Raw genomic sequence first — 17,053 nt, forward strand, 5'->3', positions numbered from 1 at the left:
TCTCTTTCTTTGTTTACGTCCTGAATAAGCATAGTGTAATGATTTCATAACTGCTTGATTAGCAGGTCTATATAATTTGCTTTTAGCACCATAATATCCCTTTGCTTGTTTCAACACTCTCTTATGTCTTTTTCTAGCAGTTACACCGCCTTTTACTCTTGCCATTTAAACTACCTCCCTTATATATCCATTTCTAATTTTATTATGGTATTAATGAATCGATTCTCTTTTGGTCCCCCTTGCTTACTAAAGCTGGTTTTCTTAAAGATCTAACTCTCTTTGGAGCTTTCTTACCAGTTTTATGACCCTTATAAGCTTTATATCTTCTTATTTTACCTGTTCCTGTTCTTTTAAGTCTTTTAGCTGCACCTCTATGAGTTTTCATTTTTACCTTTTTAGCCATTTATATTACCTCCCTTGCTTACTCTGTTTTTGGAACTAGATACATAATCATATTTCTACCTTCCATTTTAGGATGCTTATCTATAACTCCATATTCAGAGGTTAACTCTGCAAAATTCGTTAAAACTTCTTTTCCAGCATCTGTGTGTCCTAATTCTCTACCTCTAAATCTAACACTTACTTTCACTTTGTCTCCATTTTTAAGAAAATCGATAGCCCTATTTGCCTTTACATTCAAATCATGACTTTCTATATTTGGAGTCATTCTAACTTCTTTTACATTGATAACCTTTTGATTCTTTTTAGCTTCCTTTTCCTTCTTAGCTAATTCATACTTATATTTTCCGTAGTCCATAATCCTACACACTGGTGGTTTTGCATTTGGAGCTACCTTTACCAAATCTAGTTTCCTTTCAAAGGCTATCTCCATAGCCTTTCTAGTTGGCATTACACCTACTTGACTTCCATCTACATCAATTAGCCTTACTTCCCTTTCCCTGATTTCTTCATTAATTTGAAGTTCTTTAATATTTCTGCACCTCCTAATTTTTTTAAAATATAAAAGCGGGTATAAAATACCCGCCATATGTCCAATATACAATATGATAGTTAAAGCACTATCTTATTTATGTTCTTTATTGTAACCTTATGAGCCTTGGCTATAAGGTGAGAAGCGGATACTTCTACTTGTTCTTATATTCAATTACCATAAACATTATATGTTAGAATAAACCTTTTGTCAAATATTTTTTTATTTATGGAATAAATTCATCTAATCCATTATTTTGTCAGTTCATAGAGAGCTTGAGCATATATTTTGGTAATCTTCATCAAATGGTCAATGGAAATAAATTCGTCTTTCTGATGGGCTACCTCTTTTTGTCCAGGAAAGACTGGACCAAAGGCTACTGCATTATCCATAGCTCTAGCATAAGTTCCTCCTCCAATGGTAATTGGTTGACTCTCTATATCTCCTGTTTGTTCCCTATATACCTTCATAAGTTTTTCAACTAAAAAATTATCCTTTGGAATATATAAGGGTTTCATATCCGAATCCCCTTCTACTAACTGGATTCCTGTTCCTTCTAAATTAGCCCTAATGCCATCATATACTTCTTTAGCGCTACTTTCAATTGGATATCTTACATTGATAGTCAATCTAATTTCTTCATCATTTCCTTTAATTACTCCTGGATTGAAATTTAGCTTTCCTGATACTTCATCTTCAAATCCACATCCAATATCCTCTCCATGATGCCTAAATCCAATTCTATCGTTATATATCTTGATAAACTCACATATATCACAATTGCCAGACATTAATTTCCCTAAAAATGCCATCAAATAGGAAATTGCATTTTTCCCTTTTTCAGGAGTACTTCCATGGGCAGATATGCCTTTAGCAATTATTTTAACTTTATCTTCATTTCTTTCCATGGACAAAGGATATTTAGTATTTTCTACAAAATTATTTAATTTATCTTCTACAATAGATATGTCTTCAACTTTCAATAGGGCTTCACAATAGTCTGGAACCATATTGGGTGCATTGCCCCCTTTAATACTTTCTATGACTATATCATTACAATTATTGGATTCAAGTTTTTTCACTAAATGGAATACTATTATGCCCTTTTCACCGTAGATAACTGGGAATTCAGCATCGGGAGTAAAGGCCATATCTGGAGCCTTTTCATTGTTAAAATAGTATTTCATACAACCCCAACCTGTTTCTTCATTGGTTCCAAATATAATTCTAATCTTTTTATTTAATTTTACCCCTGATTCCTTTAGAGCTTTCATAGCGTACATACAGGCAATAGCTGGACCTTTATCGTCAGTAGTACCTCTACCATAAATTTTTCCATCATAGATTTCTCCTCCATAAGGTGGATAAGTCCACCCATCTCCTTCAGGAACCACATCTAAATGGACCAAAATCCCTACAGTTTCATCTCCATCTCCTAAATCAGCATGACCTGCATATCCATCAAAATTTTTAGTATTAAAACCCATTTCCTCACAAATATTTAATGCAAAATCCAAGGCTTTATAAGGACCTTCTCCAAAGGGCATATTGGGTTTAGCTTCTTCTTCTACACTTTTAATCCTAATAATATCCTGGGTGGATTTTATAATATCCTCTTTATAGCTTTCTACTAATTTAATTAATTCCATTAGATCACCTCATTGTCATTAGTTAATAATATTATATCCTTACATATTATTTCCTTCAACTTTTAATATGATTCCTTTTATATTAAAGATGTAAATGGTTACACTATAATTTAGAAATATAGAAAAAGGTGGGGATAGATTGAAAAGAAAAAAACTAGTATTTTTAGTTTTGATAATCAGTATTATTGCCTCTACAATACTTCTATTTGATAATTATTATCCATCACCAGGATTTAGTAAAGTAAGAATAGGAGATAGGATGGCTATTTGGGCTATTACCATAATTCTATTGGTTTATTATGTAAAATCCAACTCTAAACCTCAATTGGTTCCTTCAGTACTAGCTAATGAAAAAGTAACTAATAAGGAAAAGGATAAATCCGATATTTCATTTAAAGATGTAGCAGGATTAGAAGAGATAAAAGAGGAACTTCAGGAAACCATAGACTTTATTAATAACTCAAGTAAATATAGAAAGATGGGAGCCAAGATTCCAAAAGGGATACTGTTTTATGGACCTCCAGGTACTGGTAAGACTTTGCTAGCAAAGGCAGTAGCTGGTGAAACCAATTCTATCTTTCTTTATGCCAGTGGTTCTGAATTTGTGGAAAAATATGTAGGAGTGGGAGCAAAAAGAGTTCGAACTCTGTTTGAAAGGGCTAAAAAGGAGGCTCCAAGCATTATTTTTATCGATGAAATAGATGCTATTGGAACTAAGAGGAATTTAGAGTCTAATAATGAAAAAGATCAAACATTAAATCAACTTTTAGTGGAAATGGATGGCTTTAATACCAATGAAACTGTAATAGTAATTGGTGCAACCAATAGATTAGACTTATTAGATGAGGCATTACTTAGACCAGGTAGATTTGATAGACATATCTTTGTAGGAAATCCAAATATGAAAGCCCGGGAACAGATACTAGAGGTCCATACTAAGAATAAACCTTTGGATAAAACCATAAACATAGTGGATATTGCAAAGAAAACCCATGGTCTCTCAGGAGCAGAATTGGCCAATATAGCCAATGAAGCAGCCATAATAGCCGTTAGAAACAATAAGAGTAAGATTAGTATAGAGGATTTTGATGCAGCCATAGAAAGGGTGTTAGCAGGATTAGAAGTTAAAAATCCAACGGTACTATTGAAAGAGAAAAAAACCGTCTCTATTCATGAAGCAGGTCATGCATTGGTTTCAAAAATACTTAAAACGGATATGGTCCAAAAGATATCCATTATCCCCAGAGGTCAGGCTTTAGGCTATGTACTAAAATTTCCTGATGAGGATAGGTATCTGTTTACAGAACAGGAATTGATGAACAAGATTATTGCATTGTTAGCTGGTAGGGCTGCAGAACAATTGGTTTTCAATGAAGTGACAACAGGGGCTAAAGATGATTTAGATAAGGCAACCAACATTGCAAGGGAGATGGTTTGCAGCTATGGTATGAGCTCTTTAGGTCCCATGGCTGTTGATGAACATTATATAAAGCATAATTATGAGGTATTAAGAATTGAAATAAAGAAAATTCTAGACAAAGGATATAAAAACTCATTAAAAATACTAGGAGAAAACATGGATATACTCCACCATATTTCTAATACCTTAATGGAAAAAGAGACTATCAATAATGAAGAATTAGATGAGATATTTAAAATATTTGAAAAGCCTATGGATTTTGCAACGTAAACATAGGGGCAGACCTATAAGTCTGCCCCTACAATATCATATTTGTTTTATTTCTTTTTTTCTACTTCTTCTATTACTTTGTCTATAAATTCTTCTAATCTAAATTGACCTATATCTCCTTCATCCCTTTTATTTACTGATACAAGTCTTCCATCTACTTCCTTTTCACCAACTATTAGCATATAGGGTATTCTTTGAAGTCTAGCTTCTCTTATTTTATATCCTATTTTTTCAGCTCTGTCGTCAATACTTATTCTAAGGCCTTTATCTTCCATTTCCTTTTTAATTTCATAGGCATAATCATTGAATTTATCGGAAATAGGAAGGATTGTAGCTTGAACTGGGGCAATCCATACTGGGAATTTACCTGCATAGTGTTCAATCAATATACCCATAAACCTTTCAATACTTCCAAGGATTGTTCTGTGAATCATTACTGGACGTTTCTTTTCATTGTCCTTATCTACATAGGTCAAATCAAATCTTTCCGGCATTTGGAAATCCAATTGAATTGTACCACATTGCCAAGTTCTACCTATGGCATCTTCTAGATGGTAGTCAATCTTTGGTCCATAGAAAGCTCCGTCTCCTTCATTAAGGATATATTTAATTCCCTTTTCTTCTAAGGCTTTTCGTAAACTGTTAGTTGCTAAATCCCACTGTTCTTCAGTTCCCATGGAATTCTCTGGTCTTGTAGATAATTCCACATGATATTTAAATCCAAATACATTATACATATAATCTGCTAAATCGATTACCTTTATAATCTCTTCCTTTACTTGTGATGGTAAAGCATAGATATGGGCATCATCTTGAGTAAAGCTTCTAACCCTCATTAGCCCATGAAGGGCACCAGAGAGTTCATGTCTATGAACTAGCCCTAATTCTCCCCATCTAAGAGGAAGATCTCTATAACTGTACATTTTGGATTTATATACTAATATTGAACCAGGACAGTTCATTGGTTTTATTGCATATTCTCCTTCATCAATTTCTGTAAAATACATGTTTTCCTTATAATGGTCCCAATGGCCTGACTGCAGCCATAGAGCTTCATTTAATATAATAGGAGTCTTTAGTTCACCATATCCTCTTTTTCTATGCTCTTCTTTCCAGAAATCCTCTAGTATATTTCTTACTATCATTCCCTTTGGATGAAAGAAAGGAAATCCTGGTCCTTCTTCATGGATGCTAAATAGATCCAATTCTTTACCTAATTTTCTATGGTCCCTCTTTTTTGCTTCTTCTAATCTGTTAAGATAGGCTTCTAAATCCTTTTTCTTCTCATAAGTTGTTCCATATATTCTTTGAAGCATTTTATTTTTTTCATCCCCACGCCAGTAGGCCCCTGCTATACTCAATAGTTTAATGGCTTTAACCTTTTTAGTATCCAATAGGTGAGGTCCTGCACATAGGTCAGTAAATTCTCCCAATTTATAGAAGGATATCTCTTCATCTTCTGGAAAATGTTCTATTAAATCTACTTTGTAGACTTCTCCTTTTTCTTTGAAATACTCAAGGGCTTCATCTCTAGACATAATATATCTTTCTAAGGTATGGTTTTCTTTAACAATTTTGGCCATTTCCTTTTCAATCTTTTCTAAATCCTCTGGAGTAAATCTATGGTCTGTATCAAAATCATAGTAGAAACCATCATCTATGGCAGGCCCAATGGCAAATTTTACATCTGGAAATAGCCTTTGAACTGCTAAAGCCATTACATGGGCTGATGTATGCCAAAATATTTCTTTTCCTTCTTTATCTTCAAATTTAACGATTCTAATATCTGCATCTTCTTTTATTGTCTCTTGCATTCCCTTTGTCTCACCATTAACTACTGCACCTAATGCTACTCTAGCTAATCCTTCACTAATGTCCTTTGCAACTTCCAATACGGTTACACCTTTGTCATATTCTTTTACTGAATTATCTGGTAATGTTATTTTAATCTTATCCATTTTTTTCTCCCTTCTATATTTATAATCAAAAAACCTCTCGTCTCTGCATTACGCAGGGACGAGAGGTATACTCCCGTGGTTCCACCCTATTTGGTGCTCAATTTATATAACGCATATAAGCGGATATCCTTCTACCTATTAGTATAGGATACGACTCAGGGGTGGTCTTCGGTTATCTTTCCATAGGAAGGCTTCCAGCCTAAGGCACTTCCCTCTCTTGTTGGTCTAAATAACTTACTCTTCCCATCAAAGTCTTTTATATTAATTTAATTATTTATTTTAACACAATATACCCAGTTATTCAAGGATTATTCATAATTTTTATGGTATCTTTTGATAATATAAAAAAATACAGTTCATAATAAGATACATATCTATTTATTAAAACAATTACTATGGTGTCAAATCATTTTCTAATTTAATGGAGGAAAACACTAAAATTTTTGAAACAGCTGTAAAGCTTAATATAAGTGATACCAGATTAATTAGACAGGTCTAATTAATATTTTTAAACTTAGTAAGGTTTTAAATGCTAATAACAATTATTAGTTGTTCGCTTTATCTTTTATAAATGACTAAATAATTATAATATGTAAATTGAAAAATGCAGATTATATAATATTATCTAGCAGTCTTTATCATAAGTTAAAACACTTGCAATTAATACTTTAGTTCTCTCAAACATAGACTCTATATCAGCCTCTTCCTTAGGTGAATGATCATTTGATCCTTTAACCCCTACTGCACATATTGAAGGTACTCCGGCAATTACAGTATTAGCTGCATCAGATCCACCACCTGATTTTTTAGGATATGGCATTTCATACCCTAAATCTATTGAAGTTTTCTTATAATGTTCAAATAATTTCATTATACCTTCAGTAGTTTCCATTGGCTTAAAAGATACTCCACCAGATAGTATTGATTTAGTCCCCACAATATAAGTTCTATTAGTAACATCTTTCAAAGCTGAAATTATCTCTTCAGTTTTATCTAAATCTAAAAATCTAACATCAATTTTTAACTTCACATAATCAGGGACTGCATTGGAAACTGTTCCTCCATGTATTACCCCAACATTATAAGTAGTACCTTCTTCGAAATTTGTGAGCTTATGAATATCTATTATCTTATGTGCTGCTTCAAGAATTGCACTACTACCTTTTTCTGGGTCACTACCAGCATGAGCAGAAACACCATGTATTTCCATGGTGAATTTAGCAACCCCTTTACGGCCAACTACTATACCATTATCTAGATACCCAGGTTCACAATTAAAAGTAGCAGCATATCCTTCTGATTCCCTTATAAATAGTTTTCCCTTGTCGGAATTTACATGTGCTACTTCTTCGTCCCCTGAAATGATAACTTTTATTGGCCTATCATAATATCCAACTTTTTGTAATGCCTTAGCAGCAAAATATTCAACAACTAGGCCTCCCTTCATATCAAGTACACCAGGTCCATAAGCTTTTCCATTTTCAATTTTAAAGGGCCTCTCATTTACAGTGCCAGCTTTAAAAACTGTATCCATATGCCCTATAAAAAGAATACCTTTTTTCTGCCTTTCAGCTCCTACTTCTGCAATTAAGGAATTTCCAGCATTATTGAACTCTATTACTTTCGTGCTAAAACCAATTTCATCATAATATTTTTTTAATTTTTCAGCTATAGTGTCTACTCCTTCTTTATCGCTAGAACCGCTATCAATATTTACTAATTCTTCCCACATATTTAACATATTTGCCCTATTAGCATCTACAAATTTTAATGCTTCTTCTAAAGCTTCATCCACAATATTTTCCTCCTTGAATAATATACTTATTATTGAATCATAGTTTCAACTGCAGCAATGAATTTCTTTGCTATAGAAAATATCTTCTTTAAAGATTTATTATCTTGGACATAATCCAACTTTATCTTGGTATAAGCCCTATCTATATTATATAATTAATGCTAATAAAATGGCTTAATGTAATTTCTTCTGGTGTGCATTAAAACAATTGCTATGACAATAAACATCTATACATTTCTGTTAGTCTATTGTTTTTAAACAATAGAAAGCAGTTTTACTTATTCCACAACATGTCAAACTTGTTACAATAAAGTTCTTAATCACTATTCATTTTTAAGCATCAATAAAACTGTTAATTAATTGTAAAAATCGAAAAAGACTTTGCAATTAGCCCTTGTAGTTCTTGAGTCCTTTAGGTACAACCGCAAAATCTTTTTCCATTTTTTCTATAGCTGGATTTATAATAAAAATTATCTTAAACTATACAATATTTCATTAATAATATTCATAGTTTAACAGATTTATCTTTCTAGTTCTAAATATGGAATTTATGTTTGATTAATTTTAATGCATTAAATTCTAGATAATTCAGCTTCAAAATTTGGATAAAATACCTCTTTAAAAATCTTAAAAGGTATATCATTGTCAAAGTTTAACCAGAATCCAAAAGGTTCTGATTGATTTAACTTAAAAGGCAAATACTTAGAAAGCCATTCATCCGTTATTTCAATAGATAGGGATTTGGCAAAATCTTTCTGCTGTTTTGCTAAATCTATGGCAAATAACCTTGTACTATTTTTTATTGTTTCTAAAACATTAACACCAATAATGTCTAATGCGCTTAAAGTAATATGATTAAAAATTTTAGTAGCAAGCATTTCAACACCATCTCTATAATGTGGCTCTTTGTAATCTAAAGGTGTAAATTCAGCTTTATTTTCTTCTATGTCATTTTTTGCATTTGCTTTTCTATAGTAAACTGAAAATCTACAATGGTTATCCCCATCTTGAGTCAATGTTTGGCCTAAGTTAACTTGAGTTCCCTCTGCATATGCCCCCCACATTGCATGATGAAATTCTTCACAATATATACGTCCAATGGCTTTTGCGTTATAATCAATCCAGAGCTCTGCTATAGGGCATACAAGTGTTTCAGAAAGTCTTTGCTCTTCAGTCAAACTTATTTGCCTTCTTCTGAATCTTGGATCCCCGGGTAAATCATAATATGTGAATAAACTTTTCATATTAATGTCAATACCATATTTAATATGCATTTTCCTTAAAGTTTCTCCACGATCTATTCCAAATTTTCGTACTCCATTACGTACTACTTTTTCCCCCTTTAAACCATATTCTTGAATTAATTCAAAGGCTAAATAATAATATAGTTTAGGCCATGCATCTTGACAATTTTCAATTAATAACTCTTCTGTTCTTTTCATAATAACCCCCCATAATAATTTTTTGATAGTATCAAACATGAAATTTAAACTTTTAACATTTTATATCATCTTGGTTGTCTCTTCCTATTACGAAATGGTTTTAGTAAAAATAATAACCAAATTTATAAAAATGAGACAAACTAGAATTAGACCCTTATGGAAAGCACAATTCAATAATTAATAAACGTAACTAAGTTTTTATATCCATAATCTTATCTCCTTTTATTTAACTTTACATCTCCTACTATTTTTATTCTTTATTCTTATATAAAGGTTTCCACTCTTTAGCAAATGCATAAACCATCCATATGGAAAACGCGATTAAACAAATTGAATTTACTTTAAAAAATATGTCCATATTTTCCCTCCTAATCAATAATTAATTATTATCAACTACTGCTTCTTTATCGAAATACGTGATTAAGGCAAATATAATTAGGCTAGCAATAATTCCAATAAAGATTGGAGATTGTCCCAAAATGCTCATATCCATAACCTCTAATACTAAGCTACCACCACCAGCAAAAACTATAGATGCTATTGCTGCCTTGTTGGATTTTTTCCCTTTAAAAAACAATGCATACATCATAGGAATAAAACTTCCAGCAACATAGGCGGTAGATGCTATAGACCATACTCCCATAACGCTTGGAACAGCTAATGCAAGAACTAGTCCAACAATACCAATCACAACAACTGATATTCTTGAAACTTTTAATATTTGCTTATCCGTTGCCTTAGGATTAATATATGGTTTATAAATATCCTGAACAAAGTTTGTTGCTGCCACTAACATATATGAATCTGCTGTCGACATGATTGCAGAAACTAAAGCTGCAAAAACAATACCTTTTAATCCTATTGGTAAGGTTTGCAGTATTAGGCTCGCAAATACTTTATCTGCAGGTACATTTGGAATTAAAACATAGCCAGTAAAACCTAGTAAGAATATTGATACATAGATAAAGAACCATGGTAATAATGCAATATAATAACCTTTCTTAGCAACCCCTACATCTTTTGCAGAATAAAATCTCTGATATCTATTTCCATCTATTAACGTAGGAAATGAAGTAACCAGAATCAATTTTAGTATAGCTGGAAGATTAGCATTAAAAGATAAATTTTCGCTTGGTATTGATGGAACTACAGATGACCATCCATTAGCTTGATTTAAGCTAATCCATCCTACCAATGCAACTCCAATGGCCATTACAACAAATTGAAAATAATCAGTCATCGCTACACCCCACATACCACTAAAATATGTGTACAAAATAATGATTACCATTGCAATAGTTGCACCTATTGTAAATGGAATGCCTGTAATGACTTCAATTACCGTTCCTAAAGCAATTGCTTGTAAAGCTGGGCCAGCACCTAACATATATATCATACTTGAAATTCCAGCTAACAATTGACTTGTTCTGCCATATGTTTTTCCTAGCACATCTGGAGCAGTATACCCTTCAAACTTTTGTACTTTTTCAGCTAGAAATTTTGCAATAAGAAATTGAATTATAAAAAACACAATAACAGTTGGCAAAATAACTAAACCACTTTCATATACCTGACCTATATATCCTGTTAGTGTACCACCACCTACTGAAGTTGCTACCATTGTTGCAATAAACACCGATAAACCTAATCCACGATTTGCAACCATAAATTCATCCGAAGTATCTGTTCTGTTTTTAAAATACCATCCAATTGCCAATGTCCCTAATAAGTAAATAATAAATATCCCAGTATCAAGAATTCCAAATTCCATTATTGTATTCCCCCTTTATATTTTGAAAATTTTATTACTTTATAACCTCCTCTTTTTCTCTATGATTTTAGAATTATAACCTCCTTTCTTTATATTAATTGCTTTTTTCTAAAGCTTTCACATTATTAATAAAATGTTTAAATATAAGTAGTTGTTCACTATGAACTTCAAACATCATCTCTGGATGCCATTGCATTCCAACAACATATGAATAGTTTTTATGCTCAAAACCCTCTATAATTCCATCTTCCGATAATACCGTCTGTAATAATCCTTCTCCTAATTTTTCTATAATCTGATGATGTAAACTGTTAACATTTAAATCTCTCTTTCCAAAAGCTTCATAAATTTTACTCCCTTCTTCTAAAATGTTATTGTGGATAAAGCAATATTTCGGCAATTTATATCCATGATGTTCTATTATAGTGGAATTATTATGTTTGATATCCTGATACAATTTTCCTCCAAAATAAACATTTATTAACTGAAAACCCCTACATATTCCCAAAATAGGTTTGTCCTTTTCTAAAATTCTCTTTAAAAGTTTTAACTCAAAAGCATCTCTTTCAGGTACAACTAGCCCTAGTCCCTTTTTTACAGATTCATGATAATTATTGGGATGTATATCAGAACCTCCAGTAAACAAAAAACCGTCCATTTTTTTAACTAATTGATTTATATAACTATCATTATCAATTACTGGCAATGCCACTGGAATACCCCCAGCTTTTTCTATAGCTTTTGAATAATCCATTGTGGACATAAGCATATCTTGCCCAGGTAGTCCTCTATTCCTTATATGACCAAGTTCTCTATCTTTAACATAATAAGTAGTAATACCAATTAAGGGTTTCATATTGTTAACACCGCCTTTATTGTTTTCTTCTAATTCTAAAATATATTACTTGCAAATTTTATGCCAGTAATATATCTTACTTTCAATTTCACTTAAATCTTTTGAAACTATTAATAATTCAACATCTAAATAATTTATTTTTTATTACCACTTAACTATAATATTAAAAATCATTTGTTTTAATATATTAAAGGGCTGAATGGTTGCGTTTTTCTACCATTCAGCCCTTTTAAGATATTCTAAAGTTTTTAGTCCTAAATCAGTAATTTTTGTACCTCCTCTACCTCTTGAAATATCCACCATGTTAAATTCCTTTAATTCCAGAAGTATTGTTCTTATCTCATACTGTGTTAAAAATATTTTCTTTTTCCTTGCAACATTTTCAAGGCTTCTTCTACCAGACTGCTTTCTCTCATGATAATTTCTTTCTAGTTCACTTAATATAAAAAGGTATTCATTTAAATCTCTCTCTACAGAATTTGTAAATTTTTCCACTACGCCATACTCATAATCATTAAGTTCATATTGTAATTCATCTTCTAGTTCTGTTCCATCTAGTTCAAATGGCAAATGGTGAACTTCAATATATTCTTCATCTAGGTTCGCTAAATACTCTATATAATTTCTAAGTTCTCTTATATTTCCTTCCCAATTGTGATTAATAAACATCTGAACAGCTTCAGGGCTAATTTTAAAATTCACACCAAAATCCCTTTTCATTTCTTCAATCAAGAGTGGGATATCTACTCTCCTATCCCTCAATGCTGGTACCTTTATAGGTAATACATTTAATCTAAAATATAAATCCTGTCTAAATTTTCTTCTATCTACTAGCTCTTTCAAATCCTTATTAGTTGCAGCAATGACCCTTACATCTACATTGAGAATGCTATCTCCACCAATCCTCATAACTTCTTTTTCTTCAAGAACTCTAAGAAGTCTGGCTTGGACTTTTAAAGGCATATCTCCAATTTCATCAAGAAACAAAGTTCCTCTATGAGCAAGCTCAAATAATCCAGGTTTTCCTCCTTTACGTGCTCCCGTAAAAGCTCCTTCTTCATATCCAAATAATTCACTTTCTAGTAAACTTTCAGGAAGTGCAGCGCAGTTAACAGCTACAAATTGATTTTCCTTTCTAGATGAATAATTATGTATTGATTGAGCAAACAATTCTTTACCAGTTCCCGTTTCACCAACTAACAAAATTGATGAATCTGATTTTGCCATTCTTTTTGCTATATTTTTAGCATTTTTTATTGACTTGCTTTCTCCCCTAATATCTTCAAAATTATACTTTGCCTTATGTCCTTTTCCAATTAATTGTGCCCTTAACTTATGCTGTTTTTTTTCTGTATCACTAAATTTTCTAATAATTGCCACAGCTCCATAGATAATACCCAAATTAATTATTGGTGTAATGGTAGAAATTATATCAAAATCAGATATTTTAATTAGTTCTTCCTTTTTTGGTATACCAGAATCTAATACTTCACTAAAAGGAATTTCAGGAAACAAACCAATTCCATTATTTCCTAAAATCTCCTCTCTTTTATACCCAAGTATTTTTTCAGCGCTTTCATTATATGAATATATAATTCCATCTGAATTTATGGCTATTATTCCATCATCAAAAATTTCAAGTAATACATCTAATTGACTCTCTAATCTGAAAGCATTGTTCAATATTTTCCCTATCCCTAAACTTGAAGGCACAATTTCTTTAAAATAGTTTTTTATATCAGAATTCTCCAGTATATTCTCTAATCCTAACTTCGATGCAATACCCACAATAGTATCTATGTCTAAGACCCTACTTCCTATATCAATAATTTTGTCAACATTATCTGGTACATATTTAGATTCCCCAGGAGTAATAGCTAAATCAACATTGGGAACTTGTCCCATCTCTGGATATATAGGTATTAAATTCACATGTTGAGCTCCTAATCTATATATAAGAGATATGGTTTCTACAGACATTTCTGCTGTAACATTTACAAGAGCAGCATTTGTATTTTCGGACAGTTCCATAATTTTTTTAAATCCATTCTTTGTTAATGTTCTAGTTATAATAATTATTTCACATTCTGTTTTGACGTATTTTTTTACTACTTCTAATAAACTATAGGAAGGTATTAGAATAATATCTCCATATATACCTTTTTCTATACTGCCATCTTGAAAACAATACTTTTCTACGCCAACATATTCTTTAAATAATCTTTTTATCTGATTAGAATAAAACTCTGATGAATTCATATATAGGGTTGCAATCCCAATTTTCTTTTTTTTCAATACTTCCTCACCCCTTTCTCATTAAATCTAGAGAAATAACTGTCCTTACCTCTCTTTTGCGTCAACAGTAATAAACTTTCATACATATAGAGTATATAATTCTATTCATAAGAATAGCTCCATTCATAGGTTTTGTTATATTTTCACATATGTCTAATGTATGGAGCTATTCTTTTATACTATTTTTTCATCATTTTAATAAATTAGATTGTTATTTTGCAATTTCGTTCATTTATTTCAGTATTATTTAATATTAATATTACTTTAAACTAGACAATATATCCTCTATAGAGAGCATGGTTTGTTCTCCTGTTTTCATATTCCTTAGAGTATATTTGTTTTCTTTTACTTCTTCTGCCCCAATAATAATTGCATAAGGGATGTTTAGTTTATCTGCAAAACCAAATTTTTTCCCCATTTTAGCCTTTTCTAAATATACCTGGGTGTTTATATTGTTGTCCCTAAGTATCTTTCCTATTTCAACTGCTTTTTCTAAATAACCTTCCATTGGTATGATTATGGCTTTAGTCAATGAATTGTCTTCTACTTCTATTAGTTTTGCTTCGTTTAGCTGATAGAATAATCTAGTAAGCCCTATAGATATACCTACTCCTGGTAGTTTTTGTTTGGTGTAGTATTCTGCTAAATTATCGTACCTTCCGCCGGAACATATACTTCCTATGTGAGGATAATCATTTAAAAAAGTTTCATATACAGTACCGGTATAATAGTCAAGGCCTCTTGCTATAGTTAAATCTATGGAATAGTTGCTTTCAGGAACTCCAAATAATCCTACATAATGATTTATAGCTTTCAATTCTTCTAATCCTTCATTGAAGGTTTCATTTTCTATTTTTAAGCTTTCGAGACTATTAAGTTTTTCTTCATTGGTTCCTTTTATCTGTATAAATTCCAATATTTTATCTATGACAGACTTCTCTAAACCTTGTTCTTCTAATTCTTTAATTACTCCATCTAAACCAATTTTCTCTAGTTTGTCTACACTTCTAAGTATTTCTGTTGAATCATCAATTCCTAACCATTGGAAAAATCCTTTTAATACCTTTCTGTTATTAATCTTTATAGTGAAGGAATCGAAACCTAAATCTTTGAAAGTGGAATAGATTATACTTGGTATTTCTGCATCATTAATAACATCTAAGGTCCCATTGCCAATTATGTCTATATCACATTGATAGAATTCCCTAAACCTTCCCCTTTGGGCCTTTTCTCCCCTATATACCTTTCCTATATGGTATCTTCTAAAGGGAAAGGTTAATTCTGAAAAATGTTGAGCCACATATCTGGCAAGGGGTACAGTTAAATCAAACCTTAAAGCTAAGTCTGTATCTCCCTTTTCAAATCTATATATTTGCTGTTCCGTTTCTCCGCCACCTTTAGCTAACAGCACTTCTGCTTTTTCAATTACCGGTGTATCAATGGGTAAAAAACCAAATTTCTCATAATTTTCTCTAATTGTGTCCATCATTTTATTAAACAAAATCTGTTCTGATGGAATAAGTTCCATAAAACCAGGTAATATAGATGGCTTAATTATATCTCTACTCATATGTATACCTCCAAACATCAAATCATTTAATACTATGATATCATTTAAACATTTTTTTTCAAATACAATTATAGAATAAAATGAAGCTTCATCAATATTTAAGCTTCATTTTATCAGTCATTTTTAATTTTTATCTCTCCTCTACATTTTTCGCATCCTAGACAAAAATATACCTTGTTTTGGAATACATCGGTAATAATTTTAATTACATCCCTTCCTTTGTTTTCTTCATCTGAATGGATTACTATGTTTTTAGGTGATAAAACAATTAATGAACTTATTAATATATCGTCATCACTAATACTGATACTATCTAATTCTTCTACTACCTCATCAAAATAATCGTTATCTATATTATTATTATCTTTATCTAATAGCTTATAATTCTTGCCTTCAAAAACTATATTTATTAAATCATATTTTGGTTTCTGTACTTCTACAAAATATTGTAATATTTTAATGAATTCCATATACTCTTTTTCTACAGTAAATTCTTCTATCCCTTTGTCTATAACTAAATCTATAAAAAGATTTAAACCTTTTAATCTAAACAATATAAAACCATCTATTGAAATAAAGGGTACATCCATTATATAATTTTTAATTTGACTGTTTATATATTCTTTTTCAGTAACAAAATTCTCTTCGTCTAAAAGCAGTTCTTTGGATATTTCAACTACTTTCATTTTTTCATTGCTTTTTATATCCTTGAAATTAGTCCAAATTTGCTTATATATAATATCTTTCGAATAAATGTTTAAAATAATGTCCAATATCATCTTTGTTATATTATTATAAAAATCTTTTGAAGATTTATTTTTCACAGGAGTTATATTAAATAAATGCCTTGATTGGTAGTCAATTTCTTCGATTTTTACTTTTTTATTTGAGAAATAATTATTAATTATTTCTCTTGCTTTATCAATATCTTTGTTTAATGCGATTTGAATCTTCATAACTTTCACTCCTTTCTTGTTACTAGTATGCACTGTGTAAATGTCTATATACTGCATAAAGAGTTACTCTATTGGCAATATAGACTAATTATTGTTCCAATATCTATTATTTTTTCATCACTTAACCAAATAATTTTTTT

At 31.1% G+C, this 17,053-nt stretch carries 13 protein-coding genes and 1 other annotated feature; of the genes, 1 reads left to right on the plus strand and 12 read right to left on the minus strand.

Annotated elements, in window-relative coordinates; all coding sequences use genetic code 11:
- The 4 genes from rplT to pepV all read right to left on the minus strand — a co-directional run.
- Nucleotides 1-165 (minus strand): 50S ribosomal protein L20 (gene rplT / locus C3E90_RS08750; RefSeq protein ID WP_236915270.1); only part of this gene is annotated, 165 nt, incomplete at its 3' end.
- Nucleotides 166-202: 37 nt separating this feature from the next.
- The gene (gene rpmI, locus C3E90_RS08755) at nucleotides 203-403 is read right to left on the minus strand and encodes a 50S ribosomal protein L35 (protein WP_236915258.1); all 201 of its coding nucleotides are present in this window, start codon (nucleotides 401-403) and stop codon (nucleotides 203-205) included.
- Between the two features lie 18 nt (nucleotides 404-421).
- The gene (gene infC / locus C3E90_RS08760) at nucleotides 422-988 is read right to left on the minus strand and encodes a translation initiation factor IF-3 (RefSeq protein WP_236915259.1); all 567 of its coding nucleotides are present in this window, start codon (nucleotides 986-988) and stop codon (nucleotides 422-424) included.
- Nucleotides 953-1,097 (minus strand) — a sequence feature (ribosomal protein L20 leader region). (Overlaps the previous gene by 36 nt.)
- Nucleotides 1,098-1,182: 85 nt before the next feature.
- Nucleotides 1,183-2,580: a dipeptidase PepV gene (gene pepV / locus C3E90_RS08765; RefSeq protein WP_236915260.1), complete on the minus strand. Its 1,398-nt coding sequence runs from the start codon at nucleotides 2,578-2,580 to the stop codon at nucleotides 1,183-1,185.
- Between the two features lie 139 nt (nucleotides 2,581-2,719).
- Between pepV and ftsH the strand changes: the two genes are divergently transcribed.
- The gene (gene ftsH / locus C3E90_RS08770) at nucleotides 2,720-4,270 is read left to right on the plus strand and encodes an ATP-dependent zinc metalloprotease FtsH (protein ID WP_236915261.1); all 1,551 of its coding nucleotides are present in this window, start codon (nucleotides 2,720-2,722) and stop codon (nucleotides 4,268-4,270) included.
- Nucleotides 4,271-4,317: 47 nt separating this feature from the next.
- Here the strand turns inward: ftsH and thrS are convergent, their stop codons facing one another.
- The 8 genes from thrS to ytxC all read right to left on the minus strand — a co-directional run bounded on the left by thrS (nucleotide 4,318) and on the right by ytxC (nucleotide 16,913).
- Nucleotides 4,318-6,228 (minus strand): threonine--tRNA ligase, encoded by a 1,911-nt coding sequence (thrS, locus tag C3E90_RS08775; RefSeq protein ID WP_236915262.1) that lies wholly within the window; start codon nucleotides 6,226-6,228, stop codon nucleotides 4,318-4,320.
- Nucleotides 6,229-6,853: 625 nt separating this feature from the next.
- Entirely contained in the window at nucleotides 6,854-8,023 is a 1,170-nt protein-coding gene (locus C3E90_RS08780; protein WP_236915263.1) for a M20 family metallopeptidase, read from the minus strand.
- Nucleotides 8,024-8,595: 572 nt separating this feature from the next.
- The gene (locus tag C3E90_RS08785; protein ID WP_236915264.1) at nucleotides 8,596-9,465 is read right to left on the minus strand and encodes an L-2-amino-thiazoline-4-carboxylic acid hydrolase; all 870 of its coding nucleotides are present in this window, start codon (nucleotides 9,463-9,465) and stop codon (nucleotides 8,596-8,598) included.
- Nucleotides 9,466-9,844: 379 nt separating this feature from the next.
- Nucleotides 9,845-11,236: a sodium:solute symporter family protein gene (locus C3E90_RS08790; protein ID WP_236915265.1), complete on the minus strand. Its 1,392-nt coding sequence runs from the start codon at nucleotides 11,234-11,236 to the stop codon at nucleotides 9,845-9,847.
- Between the two features lie 94 nt (nucleotides 11,237-11,330).
- The gene (locus tag C3E90_RS08795; protein WP_236915266.1) at nucleotides 11,331-12,092 is read right to left on the minus strand and encodes a gamma-glutamyl-gamma-aminobutyrate hydrolase family protein; all 762 of its coding nucleotides are present in this window, start codon (nucleotides 12,090-12,092) and stop codon (nucleotides 11,331-11,333) included.
- A 213-nt stretch (nucleotides 12,093-12,305) separates the two neighbouring features.
- Nucleotides 12,306-14,387 carry a sigma-54 interaction domain-containing protein gene (locus C3E90_RS08800; protein ID WP_236915267.1) on the minus strand — a complete coding sequence of 694 codons (2,082 nt, stop codon included), beginning with the start codon at nucleotides 14,385-14,387 and terminating at the stop codon, nucleotides 12,306-12,308.
- 259 nt (nucleotides 14,388-14,646) lie between these two features.
- Nucleotides 14,647-15,957, minus strand: coding sequence for a histidine--tRNA ligase (hisS, locus tag C3E90_RS08805; RefSeq protein WP_236915268.1), 1,311 nt, complete (start codon nucleotides 15,955-15,957; stop codon nucleotides 14,647-14,649).
- Between the two features lie 113 nt (nucleotides 15,958-16,070).
- Nucleotides 16,071-16,913: a putative sporulation protein YtxC gene (gene ytxC, locus C3E90_RS08810; protein ID WP_236915269.1), complete on the minus strand. Its 843-nt coding sequence runs from the start codon at nucleotides 16,911-16,913 to the stop codon at nucleotides 16,071-16,073.
- Nucleotides 16,914-17,053: the final 140 nt, after the last annotated feature.

This window comes from Clostridium sp. Cult2 (assembly GCF_021655075.1).
Classification (GTDB): Bacteria; Bacillota; Clostridia; order Tissierellales; family Tepidimicrobiaceae; genus Schnuerera.